General features: G+C 41.4%; 18 protein-coding genes and 6 pseudogenes. 12 read left to right on the top strand and 12 right to left on the bottom strand.

From position 1 onward, the window contains the following. Window positions 1-76 precede the first annotated feature (76 nt). Window positions 77-310 (bottom strand): annotated as a pseudogene (locus PSI14_RS10410) (recombinase family protein); the annotation flags it as partial. 555 nt (window positions 311-865) lie between these two features. On the opposite strand from PSI14_RS10410, the gene PSI14_RS10405 reads away from it, so the two are divergent. The 11 genes and pseudogenes from PSI14_RS10405 to PSI14_RS10355 all read left to right on the top strand — a co-directional run bounded on the left by PSI14_RS10405 (window position 866) and on the right by PSI14_RS10355 (window position 8733). Then, on the top strand, window positions 866-1144 hold the full coding sequence (locus tag PSI14_RS10405; protein WP_273575825.1) for a hypothetical protein: 279 nt from the start codon (window positions 866-868) through the stop codon (window positions 1142-1144). A 130-nt stretch (window positions 1145-1274) separates the two neighbouring features. After that, the gene (locus PSI14_RS10400; protein ID WP_273575824.1) at window positions 1275-1679 is read left to right on the top strand and encodes a DUF4279 domain-containing protein; all 405 of its coding nucleotides are present in this window, start codon (window positions 1275-1277) and stop codon (window positions 1677-1679) included. 127 nt (window positions 1680-1806) lie between these two features. Then, a pseudogene (locus tag PSI14_RS10395) lies at window positions 1807-2029 on the top strand (ISKra4 family transposase); the annotation flags it as partial. Between the two features lie 56 nt (window positions 2030-2085). Beyond that, window positions 2086-2226, top strand: a pseudogene (locus PSI14_RS10390) (DNA primase); the annotation flags it as partial. Between the two features lie 341 nt (window positions 2227-2567). Beyond that, window positions 2568-3113 carry a hypothetical protein gene (locus PSI14_RS10385; RefSeq protein WP_273575823.1) on the top strand — a complete coding sequence of 182 codons (546 nt, stop codon included), beginning with the start codon at window positions 2568-2570 and terminating at the stop codon, window positions 3111-3113. Window positions 3114-3775: 662 nt separating this feature from the next. After that, a protein-coding gene (locus tag PSI14_RS10380) for an IS1 family transposase (protein ID WP_273575822.1) occupies window positions 3776-4469 on the top strand; the annotation gives its coding sequence in 2 pieces (ribosomal slippage) (window positions 3776-4029 and window positions 4028-4469; 696 coding nt in all). A 370-nt stretch (window positions 4470-4839) separates the two neighbouring features. After that, on the top strand, window positions 4840-5454 hold the full coding sequence (locus PSI14_RS10375) for a hypothetical protein (protein ID WP_273575821.1): 615 nt from the start codon (window positions 4840-4842) through the stop codon (window positions 5452-5454). A gap of 15 nt (window positions 5455-5469) precedes the next feature. Then, window positions 5470-6312 (top strand): hypothetical protein, encoded by an 843-nt coding sequence (locus PSI14_RS10370; protein WP_273575820.1) that lies wholly within the window; start codon window positions 5470-5472, stop codon window positions 6310-6312. A 162-nt stretch (window positions 6313-6474) separates the two neighbouring features. Continuing rightward, window positions 6475-6831 carry a contractile injection system protein, VgrG/Pvc8 family gene (locus tag PSI14_RS10365; RefSeq protein WP_273575819.1) on the top strand — a complete coding sequence of 119 codons (357 nt, stop codon included), beginning with the start codon at window positions 6475-6477 and terminating at the stop codon, window positions 6829-6831. Then, a complete protein-coding gene (gene tssI, locus PSI14_RS10360; protein ID WP_273575818.1) occupies window positions 6824-8479 on the top strand; it encodes a type VI secretion system tip protein TssI/VgrG in 1656 nt (551 codons plus the stop codon). Before PSI14_RS10365 ends, tssI begins: the two co-directional genes overlap by 8 nt. After that, window positions 8476-8733, top strand: coding sequence for a DUF4123 domain-containing protein (locus PSI14_RS10355; protein ID WP_273575817.1), 258 nt, complete (start codon window positions 8476-8478; stop codon window positions 8731-8733). The genes tssI and PSI14_RS10355 overlap by 4 nt, the downstream gene beginning before the upstream one ends. A 12-nt stretch (window positions 8734-8745) precedes the next feature. Here PSI14_RS10355 and PSI14_RS10350 read toward each other — a convergent pair. The 5 genes and pseudogenes from PSI14_RS10350 to PSI14_RS10325 all read right to left on the bottom strand — a co-directional run. Continuing rightward, window positions 8746-8919 (bottom strand): annotated as a pseudogene (locus tag PSI14_RS10350) (IS982 family transposase); the annotation flags it as partial. Window positions 8920-8993: 74 nt separating this feature from the next. Then, window positions 8994-9608 (bottom strand): group II intron maturase-specific domain-containing protein, encoded by a 615-nt coding sequence (locus PSI14_RS20180; RefSeq protein ID WP_273575816.1) that lies wholly within the window; start codon window positions 9606-9608, stop codon window positions 8994-8996. 440 nt (window positions 9609-10048) lie between these two features. Further along, window positions 10049-10784, bottom strand: a pseudogene (locus tag PSI14_RS10340) (IS982 family transposase); the annotation flags it as partial. A gap of 91 nt (window positions 10785-10875) precedes the next feature. After that, window positions 10876-11013: pseudogene (locus tag PSI14_RS10330) on the bottom strand (transposase); the annotation flags it as partial. A 257-nt stretch (window positions 11014-11270) separates the two neighbouring features. Next, on the bottom strand, window positions 11271-12647 hold the full coding sequence (locus PSI14_RS10325; RefSeq protein ID WP_273575814.1) for an alanine/glycine:cation symporter family protein: 1377 nt from the start codon (window positions 12645-12647) through the stop codon (window positions 11271-11273). Between the two features lie 319 nt (window positions 12648-12966). Here PSI14_RS10325 and PSI14_RS10320 point away from each other — a divergent pair, with 319 nt between their 5' ends. Continuing rightward, window positions 12967-13545 (top strand): recombinase family protein, encoded by a 579-nt coding sequence (locus PSI14_RS10320; RefSeq protein ID WP_273575813.1) that lies wholly within the window; start codon window positions 12967-12969, stop codon window positions 13543-13545. A gap of 4 nt (window positions 13546-13549) precedes the next feature. Here the strand turns inward: PSI14_RS10320 and PSI14_RS10315 are convergent, their stop codons facing one another. From PSI14_RS10315 to PSI14_RS10290, 6 genes are all read right to left on the bottom strand, one after another. Continuing rightward, window positions 13550-14371 carry an alpha/beta fold hydrolase gene (locus PSI14_RS10315; RefSeq protein WP_273575812.1) on the bottom strand — a complete coding sequence of 274 codons (822 nt, stop codon included), beginning with the start codon at window positions 14369-14371 and terminating at the stop codon, window positions 13550-13552. 220 nt (window positions 14372-14591) lie between these two features. Next, on the bottom strand, window positions 14592-15248 hold the full coding sequence (gene cheZ / locus PSI14_RS10310) for a protein phosphatase CheZ (RefSeq protein ID WP_273575811.1): 657 nt from the start codon (window positions 15246-15248) through the stop codon (window positions 14592-14594). Window positions 15249-15257: 9 nt separating this feature from the next. After that, window positions 15258-15647 (bottom strand): chemotaxis response regulator CheY, encoded by a 390-nt coding sequence (cheY, locus tag PSI14_RS10305; RefSeq protein ID WP_092518981.1) that lies wholly within the window; start codon window positions 15645-15647, stop codon window positions 15258-15260. 67 nt (window positions 15648-15714) lie between these two features. Beyond that, window positions 15715-16767 carry a protein-glutamate methylesterase/protein-glutamine glutaminase gene (locus PSI14_RS10300; protein ID WP_273575810.1) on the bottom strand — a complete coding sequence of 351 codons (1053 nt, stop codon included), beginning with the start codon at window positions 16765-16767 and terminating at the stop codon, window positions 15715-15717. Further along, on the bottom strand, window positions 16764-17648 hold the full coding sequence (gene cheR, locus PSI14_RS10295) for a protein-glutamate O-methyltransferase CheR (protein WP_273575809.1): 885 nt from the start codon (window positions 17646-17648) through the stop codon (window positions 16764-16766). Before cheR ends, PSI14_RS10300 begins: the two co-directional genes overlap by 4 nt. A gap of 6 nt (window positions 17649-17654) precedes the next feature. Further along, window positions 17655-19286 (bottom strand): methyl-accepting chemotaxis protein, encoded by a 1632-nt coding sequence (locus PSI14_RS10290; protein WP_273575808.1) that lies wholly within the window; start codon window positions 19284-19286, stop codon window positions 17655-17657. Window positions 19287-19318: the final 32 nt, after the last annotated feature.

Below are 19318 nucleotides of genomic sequence, written 5' to 3'. Positions count from 1 at the left end.
AATTATTTAAATTATTAATCCACTAATTTTTGTTTTTAGTTAATACAGGTAACCAGATGACAATAAAAAATAAATTAAGTACGTTTTGAATTTGTTGAGTATCCAAAATTGGAGGACGTCCGAGTCGTTTGCCTGCTGCCCTGGCACGCTCTAAACCTGAATGAGTGCGTTCTAATAATAAATCACGTTCAAATTCAGCTACAGCACTAATAACCTGCATTGTCATTTTTCCCGCAGCACTAGTCAAATCCATACTTCCTAATGCTAAACAGTGTATATGGATATTTAAATGTGCTAATTTTTCTACGGAATGTCATTTCTGAAATTATTTTATCAGAAGCCATATGCACACTCGACTTTAAGCCTTGTCAATTGGTGCAGTCGTCTTCTGAAAATGACAGTTATTGCGCAGATTTAGTTAAGGTGTACGTTCAACTGTGTCAATTGGTTACAGAGCACAGAAAAGGGATCGGTTTAGGTTAAAGGGTAATTATTTATATTTTTTATTTCATCTATTGATGGAAAAATCACTATCAAGAACTTTATTACCCGTAATACCAAGGATTTTTTCTACAGGCATTAACTTTCTCTGTTATTTTATTTCCTATCAATTGCCGAGTTAATTTATTTATTAAATGCAGTTAAAATTATTATAAATCATAATATTAATATTTATAAATCAACCTGAATTTAATTTATTATAAATTAAATTCAGGTTGTTATTTAAAAACAAATCTAAAAAACTATTTACTTTATTTAAATTAATGTCGTAATTTTTAATCTCACATCTGCGAATTACGCATATTCTGATAAATACCTCATATCAAAGTGATATGAACATTCGTTTTAAAAGAGGAAGTAATCAATGAAAAGGTTATTCGTTGTCATCCTAACAATCTTTTGCGTGACGTTCGGTTCACTGTCTCATGCTAAACAAAAAGATGGTGAGCTTAACTACCAGTTAAATAATAAAAATCAAAATCAACTGCATTATGAACAAATAAATTTTAGTTTAAAACATAAACATAAAGAAAAAAATAAGAAGAAAGACAAGAAAAATGATAAAGCAAAAAAATCCAATATAAATAAGGTAGATAATAAATATCTGGAAGAAAATGGTATTGATGCACATGAATATATCTAGGTAAGAAGGCAAATATCGCGCACTATGATATTTACAGAGATAAAAAACGGGGGAATTGATTATTTATCTCAAAGGTGGTAGAGGTGATGGGATTCGAACAGGTGTATATAGATAATAGGATTAAAGTAGTATGGACAAATCAACAGTACGAGTTTATTTTGCGGTTTCAGGAGAAGATATAAATCCAACAGATATTACACATGAATTATCGTTACAACCAATCCAGAGCTGGATGAAAGGAGATCTTATTCCCGAAACAAATAGACGTAGAGAATATAGTTTTTGGTCTATAGGTACTGGCGATGAGAAATCCCTTGATATCAATGAACAATTCAATAAGGTATTTTCTTACCTGCAAGGTAAAGAAAATACCTTAATAGAAATGGGTTGTCAGTATGAGCTTGAATATCAGTTCAATGTCGTGATCAAGGTAAAGGACGAAGTTACACCAGCTATGCACCTAGATAATGTATTACTCAGAAAAGTTAATGCATTAAATGCAGATATTAGCATTGATCTCTATGTTTACAGTTAATTTTTCAGCGGTTTTGGAAGGTAAAACCAAACTTAATAAGAGGGATGGTTCGCTACTACGAGCCATCCCTTATGTATTGAGAATATTTTTTAAATGGTACTTGTGAACTGGGTATGAAGCTCAACCTTACGGTAAATTACCCAAACCGGGAAAACCGATGACCGGTTGGCATTGATGGAGGCTACGTCAGAAATCGGGACGACAGAAAACATCATTTCGAAGTCATCGCCGGAAAATCATTCGCGGCTAATGTTCCGACCAAACGTTTTGGTTTTGTGCAATGTCTGGAGAATCATCCCCGAAGAAAACTCATTGCCCAGTTATTTTCACAGGGAATGCAGGTGAATCAATAAATTACGTTCTTATCGGATGGAGCCGATAACCTCAGGGGGTTCTGTCGCATTAAGCGGTAACCAGAGTATCCCCGCTGGACCCGTCAGGCTCCTCAAAAACGAAATTTTCTAAAATCCGAACTGATATTTACCAGTCCGTAACTGACAACATCATTGCGGCACTGTTAGCAGGAGTTAAGCCGTGGTCGTGCCCGTGACAGCGAGTGCCTGGCATTTCTGAAAACCGGATAGTGCCAGAAGCGGGCTTCACTAATACCACGGTGTGTGAACAGGGAGCAGGCCAGCGGTAGTGATACCTGGAAAACCATAGTGAGTAGCATCAACTCAAAAGTGCCTGGACTCCCCCGGAGCAATTCAGATTGATTTTTAAATAAAGCCAACTTGAAACCATATTCATAAAGCAGAGTGCATTGTTTATCGCAAATACCAATAATCGATTAATCCCATGACTTACATGGAGTCAATAATGGATTTGAAGTAATCTGGTTTCGCTGTTACTGATTTTCCTAATTGTTTTTTTATAAGGAACCAAGAAATGCCTCTTCCAGAACGCATGAGACCCACTAAAGTTAGCCGTCAGAAGATAAAAGAGCTAGCAGAAAAAGCTGAGGATATTCTTTCAAGAATTGATGAAGATGTAAGTGAAGAAGACGACACATTAAAGATGATGATTTCGGAATGGAACAGCCAGGTTATATGTCACTGTAAGTTTTCAGATTTTAGGGACTACTCTTCCTGGACCAACGCTAAGGAATTTACTCGAATTGCTTTCAACCAGGAAAAATTCTATGAGGATTTTTCCTGGGAAGAGCTTGTTCAAACGATCAACTGTTTGTGTAACGCGGAAGGGAAAGAATCAGAACAAAATTTCGCTCTTGCACTCCTTGAAAAAAATTTCGATGGCAATCCATCAGATCTTATCTTTTGGCCAAATGAGTGGTTCCAGGACCCTGATATGTTGCATGTCGAGCTGACAGCTGAAGAAATCGCCGGATATTTAATGGTTAGATCAGGCAGGCAACTGGCTGATGCGCCGGTGATAGAGCTGAAATATCCAATCCCCGTAACTGACCCTGAGTAATAGAGAGCATTGTACTGCCTCAAAATATTGCTCCATTCTTTCTTCCCTCATCCTGTCTCTCCCCCCAAAGGGACAAGGTGATTGGTACGGTGCGGCTTTTGGTCTTCCATATCGGGTTAGCGCAACGCCATCCGCCGTTGTAACATGCTGAGCGGAATAGGCTGACGAAAGCCTTTTACCTATGAACCAGTGAAAGAGGTCCTTCTTTTCGGTGAAAGATTTAAGGGACTCTGTCGCCCTGCACTGCGACAAGCCTGCATTTATACGCTGTAAAATTATCGTAGCCTGTTTGAGGGTAAAGATTACTGCTGAGCAAAATAACACTTACGCACACAACAAATCAGCTGTAGTGGCTAACACTTAACTTGGTAATCGGTTATGTGTCAGAAGCAGACGTTGGGGAGACCTCAAACTTAGAATCGTTGTTCTTTCTTCCATCAAATTTTTTGTAACAAAAAGAATAAAGCCAAAATTATTATTCTGGCCATGAGGTTAGATAAAAAAATCATTTACTTTTGACTGTTAATTTTAAAGAAAGTATCCCATTGTTTAGCATCATCACTGATCAAAACAACACAAATGTTAGTCATGTCTTTTAGTTTTCTGGTCATGTATTGAATAGTTAGTTATTGTGATATGCTCTAACTTTTTAAGGGTGGAGTATGGCTAAAGTTGACGTTTATTGTCGTTATTGTCACACATCAGAACAGGTCAAAGGACATGGAAAAGGAAATGGCGGCCATCCCCGTTATCGCTGTTATGCCTGCTGTAAGGTCTTTCAGTTGGAATACACCTATCAAGCCTGTAAACCCGGTGTTAAAGAACAGATTATCGATATGGCAATGAATAACGGAGGGATCCGCGATACCGCCCGTGTCCTGAAAGTGGCCACAAGTACCGTCATGACAACGCTAAAAACTTACCCCCCGAAACGTGACGACGCTTCCTCTTGACGGGGATAACATTCAGCTTATCTGTGAAATAGATGAGCAATGGTCGTTTGCGGGGAACAAGAAAAATCAACGCTGGCTCAGGTATGCTTGGGAACCCCGCCTGAAACGGATAGTAGCGCCTGTTTTTGGGGATCGCAGCCGGAAAACATTAGACAAATTGCTTACCCTTTTATCGCCCTTTAATGTCCGGTTTTATTGTACGGATGATTATGCTGTGTATGACAGCCTCCCAGAGGAAGAACACCTGACTGGGAAGACATTCACCCAACGTTTAGAAAGAAATAATTTAACGCATCGAACCCGGATAAAAAGACTGAATCGAAAAACGATAGGGTATTCTAAATCGGCGGAAATGCACGATAAAGTGATTGGCACTTTCATTAAGCGTGAGAACTATTTTTAATAAGAGATCTAACTATTTAATACATAACCGTTTTATCACTAATTCTTTTATAGGGTGGTCTAAATAAGAATTTTTTCTGGTTGGTATTTTTTCAGATCTCCGAACTACCGGGTTAATACATTAACCCGGTAGTTCGGAGAAGACAAGCTTACGCGCTACGCTTGTCTTTAATCTTCTGCATTACACAAAATTAAAATTCATTAATTGACGAATTTTATTTAAGTGTATAGCTTAATCACAATTCTCTTGATGTGTTGATATCCAGACTTGAATAGATAAATAATTCTGTTATATCTTGTTCTATATACACCTTAACTTAGCTGTGAAACGGAACCCTACATTTTCTTTACTTCTGATGGAACAAAAAATTATGGTGAAAAGCACTATTTTATTATCTCTGGCTGCTTTTTTAGGAGCAGGCATTGTACTGTTAATCCAATGGATGCGCCCGCCTACAGATGATCCTTACTTTTTTTTAAATCCTAAACCAACTACATTTGGTGGTTACCACGCAATCGAAACTCCGATTGAACTGTATAAAAAAGGGGAAAAAGTAGAATTGGTGTTTTGGAAGGTTCCTCAACCCAAACCTAAACTTCTCTATCTTTTTCCTGCCAATACTCCATCACCTCAAATAATGCTGAAAATTAATGAGAGAGATGGAGCCAATTTAGGCTTCTATGTTAGTAATATTTTTGAAGGAAAGGGGCCTATACCTAAACTTACAGGCGAACCTGTTTTAGATGTAAAAATCTATAAGATCAATGAAAATTTAACAGAAATGTTAGTATATGAAAAAGAATTCACAAAACTTATTGCTGGTTATGGTGGCATGGATGGAGTTTTATTCGATATTATTGATTTTGGTCACTCTTATAATTATGGGCAATATCGACTAGTAATTGAAGTTTTAGCCAATTGGCCAGAATTAAAAATGGATGATTTAAGCTACTCCATTTATATTCGACAGCACGCAATAAAATAAAAGGATATTTATGATATGACACCAGAAAATGCTACAGAAAGATTATTAGTTGATATTGCTAATGATAATTATCGATCAAAAGAAAATAAAAAAATAGTTATCAATGAAGTGGCTTATCCAAACCAAGATATAAATTATGCTGCGGGAAAACCATGTGCTGTATGCCCACCACCACAGGCAAGACCTGAATTTGTGGAAAATTTAATTAAATCTTTAGATAAAAGATATACTGTTACTATTTATGCTGCTCACCCAGGCACTCCTCTTAATGATAATTCAGGAAAGCCTAAATTTGATAATGAAACGGGAGAAAGAATAACCTCATCCGCTGGGCATATGTGGTATGAAATTTCAGATGGTAAAGTTAATAATGCCTATGGATTTGCTCCCATAAAATCAGGCGCATTAGGTCCAGGAGAGGTAACTATATATGATACTGAACATTATGAAAATCCTCGATATAGCCGTACGTTAGAAATTTCAGAAGAACATTATAATAAATTAATGAAATATGGAGAATTAGCAAGAAATAGAAATAATCCGGACTTTAATCTTTATTATATTGGCACAAGCAATAGCTGTATTGATTTTACTTGGAAAGCACTGCGTAGTGCTGGTTTGAATCCCGGACCGACGTGGAATGATTTTAGCGAAATTAACTCAATTAATAAAGCAATGGGAACATTCGAGGGTGATATGAAAGTAGATAATAATATTCCTCATATAAAATCAGTTCCAGCACCATTTCCTAAGAGTGAGTTAAATAAAGAACATTACAATAAACGCCCTAAAAAAACTATATTGCAAAAAATCCTTACCAAATCGAATAACAAAGACACAGATACTGCAATAGCTTAAAATATATAGAAAATAATTAAAAAAACCTCTTGGAATCATCATCATTCAATCTTTTAAATTCACAATAATAAAATCATTATTGCCTGAAATTTTTAAAAGCTACTTTTATTGTTAAATAGTTAATTAAAGGTTTGATATACCTAAGTATTATGGAGATAACAAATGAGTAGAATAATGGATAAAATGACTCAACTAGTTGATCGCTCAGGTTTGGTATTTACACTCATTACAGAACAATTACCTGAACAAACCTTTGCCATTGTCGATTTTTCTCTAAATGAATCACTGTCCTCTCCTTTCCGGTTGGAAGCCACATTGACCAGCAAAACACCTGACATTGACTTCTCTGATGTTCTTGATAACAATGTCGCGTTTGCCGTGCATCGCAATGGAAAAGTTGAACGACAAATTACTGGTATGGTGACACAATTTTCGCAACTTTCTACCGGACGTCACACCAGCCTCTATCCTATCATCATTCATCCCCCCTTTATGGCGTGCCTCATTACAGGTGAATAGCCGTATATTCCAGAACCAATCCGTTGTGGATATCGTAGAAACTCTGCTCAAAGAAAATAGCGTCCGAAACATTTCCTTTGCGCTCGGTTATAAACATCCATCACGGGAATTTTGCGTTCAGTATGATGAAAGTGATTTGGCTTTTATTCAGCGTTTGCTGGCTGATGAAGGCATTTTTTATTACTTCACTTTCGATCAGGAACAACACATCATGTTTTACGATTCCTGTCTGTCCCTCAATCAGGTTATTAGTGTGGCCTATCGTCCAGAAACTGATGTAACAGGAGCGACAACCTGTATCCAACAGTTAAATTGGTCAGAACAGGTTGGGGTGGCCAATATTACCACCAAAGACCGGACTTTCAAGAATCCACATTGGAATCGGGAATTTTGGTATGAAGGACGTAATCTTGCCAACCAGCGTATCCTGAAAAGCTACCACTATTACGATTTTCCCAGTCGTTTTAAAGATGATGAGCTGGGGCAACGAGCTAGTCAGTATCGCTTAGAATATCTGCGCCGAGATACTCAACTTGGCAACGGTCAGGGCGATTGTTTTGCTATGTGGCCTGGGCAATTGGTTGACCTAACTGATCATCCAAAAGAAACCTTTAACGATCAATGGCAATTAATTCAGATAACTCATTCAGGGCAACAACCACAAGCCGATGAAACTCAATTCGGCGGTAGCGGCATTTGGCTTTCCAATCAGTTTACTTTCACCAGCCGTAAAAATTCTTATCGCCCCTCACCTTACCCAAAACCTAAAATGGAAGGCTCGCATATTGCTACCGTTGTCGGACCAGAAGGCGAAGAAATTTTTTGTGATGAGCATGGGCGCGTTCGCGTTCAATTTGACTGGGATAGGTATGGTCAATTTAACGATCAGAGCTCCTGTTGGGTGCGTGTCAGTCAGGTATGGGCGGGTCAACTGATGGGAGTGATTGCCATTCCCCGTATTGGTCATGAAGTGTTAGTGGATTTTATTCACGGAGATCCCGACCAGCCGATTATTGTCGGGCGGGCATATCATGCCAATAATATTCCGCCAAACCGCCTGCCGATGGCAAAAACTCAGATGTCAATCCGCTCGAAGACGCATAAAGGCCAGGGGTTTAACGAACTGCGTTTTGAGGATGAGAAAGATCGTGAAGAGGTCTTTATTCATGCGCAAAAAAATCTTGCCATTAAGGTGCTCAATTCACGCGACGAACGCATTAACTATGACCGTACAACCAGCATCGGGCATGACAATGAATTGGTTATCGCCAACAATCGTAAAATCACAGTAGAAGGTCAACAAGATCATAAAACCACAGGAAACTATCTTGAGCAGATTGACGGTGACCGCTCGTTGCAAATTAAAGGCGATCTGGCTGAAAAAATTCAGGGTATCGTCAGTGTTGATGCGCAAGGAGATCTGACACTACAAAGTGGCAGCAAACTTACCCTACGTGTTGGCGGGAGTTTTGTTGTACTTCATGCAGGCGGTGTTGATATCAAAGGCCCGTCTATTAATCTGAATTCCGGTGGTAGTCCCGGTGATTTACTGGCACCCGCTAATCCCGCTATTTTACTTGCAGCAGCGAGTGAAGGTTCAATGTTCGTTGCTCATTGTCCAATGAAAGATAAGGAGAATCAGGAATGAGTCAGGAAACCCTTTATGCTATTATTGACGGCGCAGCAGAGCCTGACCTATTTTTGATGCTCGAACATTATGATCCGCCTTCCACCTGCCTCTATGGTGAACCTCTCCAGCCAGAATTAATTAAAATTGCGCCTTATCTGGTTCAATTTAATGAAAAAGTTAAAATTTGGCTGGAGTGCCGTAGAACACCGTGGGGGATCTTCGTTCACAGCGAAGCAAACATGAAAACCGTTCGACAACATTTACGTAAATAACCCGAATTCCGTTTAAGCCGTCACTAGGAAACCTTCTTCTGAGTAGAAAATTTTCAGTGACGGTTTCTTCCATTTAAGGCAGTAAGCAATCACACCCCCTAAAACAGTTAACAGAAATCCTTTTATACTTCGGTGGCGCGAGTGTTCTATTTGAGAAATGATTTTTAATTGCCCATTAATTGGTTGAGTAGACCGCGGGAACTGCCCCCCACAGCCTCTCGCAGAACGGTACGTGAGCCTCTCGACTCATACCGCTCCCATCAAGCAAACGTGCCTGTCATTCCTGCCCGCCAATGGGCAAACAACCCCGGATGCTGCTTTGCAATCCTTTGAAGCAGTTTTGAAGCCTGGGTTTTATGCCTGCTCAGTGCCTTGTACTTTCGTCTGGCCCCGCGCACTAAGGCTTTGTTGAGTTGCCTGAATACCTTATACAGCTCTGAACGACAAAATTGACCATAATAGCTCAACCATCCACTTATCATGGGATTTAGCCAGTTTGCCATCTGTGTTAAGTTCAGTTCTGTCCGCATTCGGATCTTCAACTTGCGAATTTTGAATCTCATGGCCTTTTGCGCCATTTTGCTGACTGCTGGCGTAATACTCACAAACAGGCTGTTCCTTTTGCGGTTCTTCACCAATCTTGGCCTGAATGTGTATCCAAGGAAATCGAAACTGATGTGTTCATACCTGCCCTTTCGGTCCCCATCCTTGCAGTAGGCAATCCGGGGATACACAGCCCTTTTCTCAATGAGAAACGGTTTTGCCTTAACCTCCGTATCTCCTCCTGCCTGACAGTTGGATACCGGGTAAGGCTGCCTGACGTGACCCCTTCGCGCCACATTCATTACACATATTTCCTCACTACTACGAGTCACTCCGCCCCCGTATCACCCATCGGTACTCTCATACTTGTCAATTTAGTGACTGGCATTTCTCCCTTGACATCGTGATGACGGGTTCCCGCCGTTCCCAGAAAGAGCCCGATACAAAGTCACGCCCACTCTACGCCGGACACCACCTGCGCAGCATGCGGAATTCACTCACAGATTTATCCTGGAAGATAGAAACGCCCCCGGTTTTGATGTCAAATCTCTTCTTTACGACGCGTCCACATGGGTTCGGTTTTACTCGTCTCTTTGTACCCTACCTGCCGAACTATTGTTCGCGCTTTGACCTCAACGCTCACGATCACCGCTCTTTACGGCAGCCGCTTGAGGGGGTTTGAAGCCGGCTTCCGACAGCGGACTTCTGTGGGCCTGCCACCATCTCCTCCTGCGCTTATGCTACATACTGGCTGCGTTCCCTATGCTGCCAGTTTGTATGCCTGCGGCACACTTTCTATCAAAAATCGCCGTCTTAACATTAGCCTATCCCAGAGAGATAATGCTTTGGCCTTCATGTTACTCCGGACATGAGTGACTAACGTGATGCCTTCCGCTTCCAACTCATCGCATAACGCCTGCGATAAATATCCCTTATCACCATACAAACATCCCGTTAACCCTTTTGTCAGCGCGTTGACTGGATGACGATCATCCTTATTTCCGGCAGTTAACTTCACTGCCAACAATTCACCACAATCATTGATAACCAGATGAAGTTTAAAGCCATAAAACCAACCGGTACTCATTTTACCTCGTTGTGCAACTCCCTCAAATACCCGATGACGGGAAATACGAAGGTTGTGGCAAACGGCAATCTTGGTGGGATCAATAAAAGCAATCCCTTGGGTTTTCGCCTTGCGTGACGAAAGAAAAGCGCATAAAGGAATAAGAGCTCTTTTCTTCAGGGTGAGCATGCGGGTATAGCTGACTAATCCGGGAAAATCATCCATAAGATATTGTTTTACATGTTCAATATAAAATGTTTTAAAATCACGATAATGGCTCATAGGGAATAAAATAATGATCATTCATGACTTCACTGAGCGAGAGGGAAGCTTCTTGATGCCGTTTACGTAATCCATTTTCCATGAGCTGCTGATGCCAGAGAGGGATAAATTTTTGGCAAAAGTCATCGACGCAGCAGTAAAGTTCTTCTAAATTAACCATGTCTGAGGATCTCCACTATTTTGTTTTCTTTAGCAAAAACTTTGCTCGTGCCTCAGGCACTTTAGTTCCCTTCTTAAGCGAAGCTCAGGTTACAAAGGCTTTGTAAAATCTCACCTATACTTGAACGTAAACTCGCAAAAATAACTTTTCGTCTGTATTCCGGCGAAAAGACGATATGGTATTTGCAGAGCCACTTTGTATGGGCTGAGCTTTGTGCTTTAATTCCCATAAACACCTTTCCTTCTTTTAGTTACATATCTTAGCTTGAACATCTATATCGTAACGGAAAGGTGTTTTTCTTGGTATAACCCTTGAACTCCCCCCGCTATGCGGGTGGTTTTATGTTTAAGAAGCATAAGCTTCTTAAACTGGCTAAGGCCATAAATTGAAAAAGCCATCACTTAAAAAGTAGTCTGAAATGGCTGGCATCAGCCATTTCACTATTTTTATTCATTCTTTTTTGATTCATTCCATACCAATCGTTTTTCAATCTGTTTTAACCAGCGGCTTAATATCAATACTATCGGCATTAACATCACGGATATGGTCTTTCGTCAAACGATAGACAACCGGACTGAGCAACGCAATCGCTATCAGGTTAGGGATCGCCATCATGGCATTAAGGGTATCTGCCAGTAACCAGACAAAAGTCAACGACTGAGTAGCACCAATCGGCAGCGCAATAATCCAGATAATACGGAAAGGTACTACAGCTTTTGGCCCCAATAAATATTGGATACATTTCTCACCGTAGAAACTCCATCCCAAAATAGTTGTGAAAGCAAAAAGCGCCAAGGCAACAGCAACAATATAGTTACCTCCCGGGATCACGGATGAAAAGGAAGCCGCAGTCAGTGTTGCACCTGTTTCGCCTGTCAGCCACCCACCCGTAATAATAATAGTTAAGCCCGTTACAGAACAAACGATGATCGTATCAATAAAGGTTCCCAGCATGGCAATCAATCCCTGACGAATCGGGTTTTGGGTTTTTGCTGCCGCGTGAGCGATAGGCGCACTGCCCATACCCGCCTCGTTAGAGAATACGCCACGAGCAATACCAAAGCGGATTGCCGCCCAAACTGCTGCACCAGCAAATCCCCCCTGTGCCGCTACAGGAGTGAAAGCTGATTTGATGATTAAAGCAAACGCATCGGGAATAGCTGTAACATTGAATGCCAAAACGATAGCTCCAGCACCAAAGTAACCAACTGTCATAATAGGCACTAGTTTACCTGCAACATCAGAAATGCGTTTAATGCCACCAATCAGCACTGCACCAACTAAAATGACCAGAATTCCCGCAGTTATGGTTTTTTCAATACCAAAGTTACTTTGCAGTACGTCAGCGACGGAGTTGGCCTGTACGGTATTGCCAATACCAAAACCCGCAATACTGCCGAAGAAGGCGAAGAGTGTTCCCAGCCAAACCCATTTTTTCCCCAAGCCATTTTTGATGTAATACATCGGGCCGCCAACGTAATTACCGTTTTTATCAGTCTCACGGAAACGCACCGCCAATACCGTTTCTGAATATTTTGTCGCCATGCCTACTAATGCGGTCATCCACATCCAGAACAGCGCTCCCGGCCCACCCATCACAATAGCTGTCGCTACACCGGCTATGTTTCCTGTCCCTATTGTTGCTGACAAGGCGGTCATTAATGCGTTAAAAGGTGAGATTTGCCCTTCACCCCGTTGTTCATTTTTTTGAAAGAGTAATTTGAACCCCGTCCCCAATTTACGGATTGGTAAGAAGGACAGGCGAATTTGCATGAAGATACCAATACCCAGAAGCCCAACTAGCATGGGGACTCCCCATACTATTTCGTTTATTGCACCTAACCATTGTGTAATCAGTTCCATATACACCCTCGGCAGTTTATATAACAAATTGGCAACAAAATCATTTCAATTAAATAAAGAGCATTTTGGGGAAATAAGCGAGGACTAATTAGCTATTGTTGGTAAGAAAAATTTGATACTGTGAGTTAAATCACTCGTTTTAGTTACTTTTTATCAATCTTATCAATAACAATCCAATCCCTTAATATCACTTATTATGATATTAACCTTCTCTCACCAAACTTTTATCTCTCCTTTTGAAAAATTAAAGGTTTTTTATATCGAGCAAATGGGTATTATTTCCTAATAAATAGTTTCTTAGATAACTAAAGGATTTTCAATGGCAAAAGTTGGTTACATCAGAGTGTCAACAAATGATCAAAATAGTGACTTACAAAGAAATGCCTTAGTCAATATCAACTGTGAGTTGATTTTTGAAGACAAAATCAGTGGAAAAACAGCTAATCGCCCTGGGCTCAAACGCGCTTTAAAACATCTTAAGTCCGGTGATACGCTGGTGGTTTGGAAATTGGATCGACTAGGGCGCAGTGTGAAAAATCTGGTGACGCTCATTTCAGAGTTGCATGAACGTGGAATTCATTTTCAAAGCCTGACTGATAGCATTGATACCAGCACAGCAATGGGACGATTTTTCTTTCATGTAATGAGTGCGTTGGCAGAAATGGAACGCGAACTGATTGTAGAAAGAACCAATGCAGGTCTGGCTGCAGCACGGGAACAGGGGCGAATTGGTGGTCGGCCAGTGGTATTTACCGAGGAAGATCGACAACAAGCTGCCAGATTGCTGAATAAAGGTCATACCCGGAAACAGTTGTCGATTATTTACAATGTGTCGTTATCAACGATTTATAAGCATTTACCGGTAGGAAAAGTGGTTAATTTCCCACTTCATCATTAATAAATTAATGAGAATGCATCGGTGTTGAAAAAGCGAAATCTTTGATTAAGTCAATCCATTCTTTTGGCTTCTCAATTTGCACTGCATGACCACTATTAATTTCTTTGTATGTGCTGTTTTTCACATTTTGATAAACTTCACGTACCAAATAAGGTGGAATTAACGTATCTCTACTTAATCCAATAATCAGCGTGTCTTTATCTATTTGATTAAGATAGTTTTTTATATTTATGGTTAATCCTAAAGCAATACGTTTTTCTATCTCTTTCTCTGCCGGTTGAGAGCAGATTCGCTGTATAGTTTCATGTCCCAGAGATGAGAGAAATTCTGCACTCAAGGCATGTGATAAACCAAAAGCCATCGCTGATGCCTTATCATTCATCTCCAGATGCAACCAAGTATTAAATATTAATTGATGGCGAGGATCATTATTTGTCGCCCACGGTGCTGTCAGTATTAATTTATTGATGAGAGTTGGATATTTGGCTGCCACAACAGCCGCAACCACGGCCCCCAAAGAAACGCCGACTAAATCAACAGGCGTGCTACTGCTATCTTCTATTACAGCAGCAACTTGTTCCGCCAAATGCTCAATAGTCACCGTTCCTGATGGTAATCCAGAATTTCCACATCCTGCATAATCAGGGATTATAACGGTTCGGTCACCGCCAAAAGCTGTTTTTATTTCTCCAAAGCTGCTGCCACTGCTATTTGTGCCATGCAGGAAGACGACTGGATTTTTGTTACTCTGCTGATTTTCTTGAAATTCCTTATGATAAGAAATAAATGAATTTTTCAACTTAATGACCTTATCAATCGACTTCACAGTGTTTTCCTCTGCATAATTTAGATTAGTGTATAAACATACACTAATCTAAATGAATAACACTGTGATCTGATCTTATTTCCAATATATTCAAGAATAATGAGTATAAAAAAGTGACGGGGAAAATAATGACGGAGCAGACGTTTGGGCCAGCCATCTGGCTCACCCAAACGCACTCAAAATATAAAAATTCTGTTCGTTAAAGCACTCGCACTCGTTATCAAAAACCTAAACTATCCAACAAATCATCAACCTGTGCTTGGTTGGCAATAACGCCAGCACTACTCTGGTTAACCTGAGGGCCGTTAAGAAGACTGTCGTTCTCTTTTTTCGCCTTAGCCATCTGGTCAGAGGGCATATTTTCCATCAATACCATAACCAACTGTTTTTCCAGTTCCTGAATAACTTCCATCATCCGCTTGATTACCTGCCCAGTGAGATCCTGAAAGTCCTGCGCCATCATGATCTCAAGCAATTGGGTATTGGTAAATGAGACATGATCAGGCACGATATTCAGGTAGTTTCTCGTGTCTGTTACCAATGAGCGGGCATTGCTTAAATCCAAATTGTTCGGGTTTGCAAACCACTCATCCCAGCGTTGGGTCAAGTCTTTCGCAGATGCCTCCAATTCATTCTGACGGGGCTGTGCTACTTCAACACAGTTCAGCACCCTTTCAGCCGCCTGTGCCGTCATTTGGACAACGTAATTTAATCGCTCCCTCGCATCTGGGATCGCCTCAGCCGCTTGAGCAATAGTTTGATCCAATCCCAGTTCACGTAAACTATCACGCAGCATTCTCGTTAACTGCCCAATACGACTAATTATTTCGCTGGTTGGGATCGCCGTATCTCTCGGCATGACTGGATTTTCACTCATTTTGTCTCCTTAGAGCCCCAGTTTTTCAAAAATTTTACTGAGTTTCTCTTCCAAAATGGCCGCAGTAAACGGTTTCACAACATAACCGCTGGCTCCGGCCTGTGCTGCTGCAATAATGTTCTCTTTTTTCGCCTCTGCCGTTACCATCAAAACAGGTAAGGCAGCCAGTTTTTCTTCACTGCGAATCGTTTTCAGCAATTCGAGGCCATCAATATTTGGCATATTCCAGTCAGAAATAACGAAATCAAATTCGGTAGTGCGAAGTTTAGTCAACGCTTCTGCTCCATCCTGTGCTTCATCTACGTTGTTGAAGCCCAACTCTTTCAGTAGATTACGCACAATTCGACGCATAGTTGAAAAGTCATCGACTACCAGAAATCTCAGATCCTTACTTGCCATAAAAACTCCTTGGAATTTCACTTACCCGGCAGCACAGCGCTGCAAAAATTAACATCAAATATAACAATTAAATACGAATCGATTGCCCCACGCTGATTTTGGCCAGCATAGTTTTACTGATTTTTTGAATATCCATGACTTCATCTACTGCCCCCAACTGGATTGCTGCGCGTGGCATGCCAAATACTACACAGCTTTTTTCGCTCTGGGCCAACGTATAAGCTCCTGCTTGCTTCATTTCCAGCAACCCCGCAGCACCATCACTGCCCATACCGGTTAAAATAACGCCCACGGCATTACGTCCTGCATGTTTGGCAACGGAACGAAATAAAACATCAACAGAAGGACGATGGCGATTAACTGGTAGCGCATGAGTTATCATGATTTGATAATTGGCACCACTGCGGCAAAGCTCCATATGGCGATCCCCTGGAGCAATGTAAGCATGTCCCGGCAGGACTCGTTCTCCATCCTCAGCTTCTTTTACTGTAATCTGGCTCAGTTTATTAAGCCTTTCGGCAAAAGAGTGAGTGAAACCCGGGGGCATATGTTGAGTGATCAGTAAAGCCGGACTAGTAACTGGCAAGGGTTGCAGCAGATTTTTGATTGCCTCTGTACCCCCTGTTGATGCCCCTACTGCGATCAGTTTTTCACTGGATAATAGCGGCTTGAAAATCAAGGGGGCAGCACTCACAGATTCGGGTGCCGCAATACTGACTTTGGCTTGGGCTGCGGCACGGATTTTTTCGGCAATCAGTTCGCTATAAGCCAACATACCTTCACGGATACCCAGTTGGGGCTTAGTCACAAAGTCCACAGCACCCAGCTCTAGTGCCTTTAATGTGATTTCTGAACCTTTTGCTGTCAGAGAAGACACCATCACGACAGGCATAGGGCGTAATCGCATTAATTTTTCCAAAAAATCAATTCCATCCATGCGCGGCATCTCGACATCCAATGTTAATACCTGCGGACTGTGTTTTTTGATTAAATCGCGGGCAACAAATGGATCTGGTGCACAATCCACGACTTCCATGTCGGGGTGGCTATTGATGATTTCCCGCATGATTTGACGCATCAGCGCCGAATCATCCACACAAAGAACAGTTATTTTATTCATGACCCCCTCCTTGCCCGACCTACACCGTAAACAGTCTGTCCTTGCAAGTAGAATTCTCGGCTGATTTGAGTGACGTTTTCGGAATGCCCCGCAAAGAGCAAACCATCCGGTTTTAAGAAATTGACAAAACGGCGCAAGATCCTTTCCTGTGTCTTTTTATCAAAATAAATCATGACATTACGGCAAAATATTGCATCAAACTTGCCTTCGAGCGCCCAATCAGAATCCAATAGATTCAAGTGCTGAAAATTCACCAATTCAGCCAGTAAAGGGCGAACTCGAGCATATCCTTCAAAAAGACCCACTCCTTTGAAAAAATATTTTTTCTTTTGGCTTTCACTCAGATATTGTAATTCTTCCAGTCGATAAACACCCTGCCGGGCTTTTTCCAGCACACTGGTATCAATATCGCTGCCAATGATTTTTATCCGATTTGACCGATGCCCCAGCGCATCACACAAGGTCATTGCAATAGAATACGGCTCCTCTCCCGTTGAAGCGGCGGCGCTCCAAACGCGGTATGTTCCTCCATTTTTCCTGCCGGCATGTGCCGCCAGAATGGGAAAATGATGGGCTTCCCTGAAAAATGCCGTAAGATTGGTAGTCAATGCATTGATGAACAGTTCCCACTCTTTACTGTGGCTATCTTGTTCCAGAATTGACAGGTATTGACCAAAATCATTAAACCCCAATACACGAAGTCGCCTGACTAAGCGGTTATATACCATCTCACGTTTATTTTTTGCCAGTACAATGCCAGCCTGTTGATAGATAAACTGGCAGATGCGCTCAAATTGCGCATCCGACAAAGCATGCCGCTGAAGCATAAAGTTCAGCGGTGCGGTAGCATCAGTATCTGAAGCTATTAAATTAGATTTCATCTGACCTCAGCGTACTTGGCTTACAACATACTCATCGGCCATGTTTGATGCAGAAGGCGTTTGATAATCGTGCTCATTTCCCAAGCTGCTAGGCAGCTCGAATTGAGCGACAGTTTTCACCAATATGTCTGCCTTATCTTCAAGGGCAGAAGCCGCAGCCGCAGACTGTTCCACCAATGCAGCATTTTGCTGTGTAACTTGATCCATTTGACTGACGGCTTGGGCAACTTGATGAATACCACGGCTTTGCTCATCAGAAGCAGCAGCAATTTCGGCCATTAAATCAGTCACTTGATTCACCGATCTAACCAACGCATCCATAGTCTGTCCTGCATTGTTAACCAGTTCTGAACCTTGATTAACACGGTTGACAGATTCGTCGATTAAGGTTTTGATTTCTTTCGCTGCTTCAGCACTACGCTGTGCCAAGTCACGTACTTCACCAGCTACTACCGAGAAACCACGCCCCTGTTCACCAGCACGTGCCGCTTCAACGGCTGCATTCAGTGCCAGAATATTGGTCTGGAAGGCGATGCCATCGATAACACTGATAATGGCGCTGATTTTCTTCGAACTCTTGGCAATTTCATCCATAGTTGCTACAACACTTGTGGTCAGTTCACCACCTTTTGAAGCAGTCTGGGAAGCAGATACTGCCAGTTCACTGGCTTGGCGTGCATTTTCTGCATTTTGTTTAACAGTAACGGTCAACTCTTCCATACTGGCAGCCGTTTCTTCCAATGATGCCGCCTGTTGTTCTGTACGTGAAGATAAGTCTGTATTGCCCTGTGTGATTTCCTGAATGCCAGAATACATCTGGTTGGTATTCTCACGCACAGAGGCAATGGATTTGATTAATGAGGTCTGCATATCACGCAGTTTTCGGAAAATATCACCAATTTCATCATTGGTGGTCACGGCAACTTCTTTATCCAAGCGACCTTCGGCCACATCCTGAAAGCAAGCTCTCATATTCGAAAACGGTCTAAGCAGGTTATGTCTCATCCACCAATGAGCCGCTGCGGAAACAATAAATACCATCAAGATAGCGCCAAAGAACATGGCAATGGATACTTTGTAATAAAACGCACCATCAGAAACCGCTTCTCTAATGTTAGAGCCGAGGTGTTGCATATAATTGTTATATGCAACTTCCATTGCACGCTGGTAATCTTCTGTAGATTGATCAAGGAAAGCCTGAAAATTACCTTCATAGAGATAAGTTTTTAGCTCTTTCAATGCGTTGACATATTCTTGGTAAGAACGTTCAACCGCAGACAATAAAATTACGCTATTGTCAGTTTTTTCCATCTGGGGTAATGAACTGAATTTGGCAAAATTCCTGTCTGCCTCATTCAGTGCGCTTTTGAGCAATGCTTCCATTGCATCTATTTGAGACTGTGGCTGTCCCACTTTCTGAGCAATTGCGATTTTGTTCAAAGTATTACGCGTTTGTAACAATGCCGCCCAACTCAAGCCAAGGGTATCTCTCCGTTGAGTGCCCAGATCAATTTTTTCAATATATGACTGGTCCGTATGAATTATTCCCAGAGATAAACCACTCGAAATAATTTGCATAACACAAAACATCATCAGTAATAGATACAAACTGGTTGATATGCGAAGCTTGCCTAACATGTAATCACCTCGTTTAACGGCTGCATTATGCA

Source organism: Xenorhabdus anantnagensis, from assembly GCF_028598555.1.
GTDB lineage: Bacteria > Pseudomonadota > Gammaproteobacteria > Enterobacterales > Enterobacteriaceae > Xenorhabdus > Xenorhabdus anantnagensis.
This window is presented reverse-complemented; position numbering and strand designations above follow the sequence as displayed.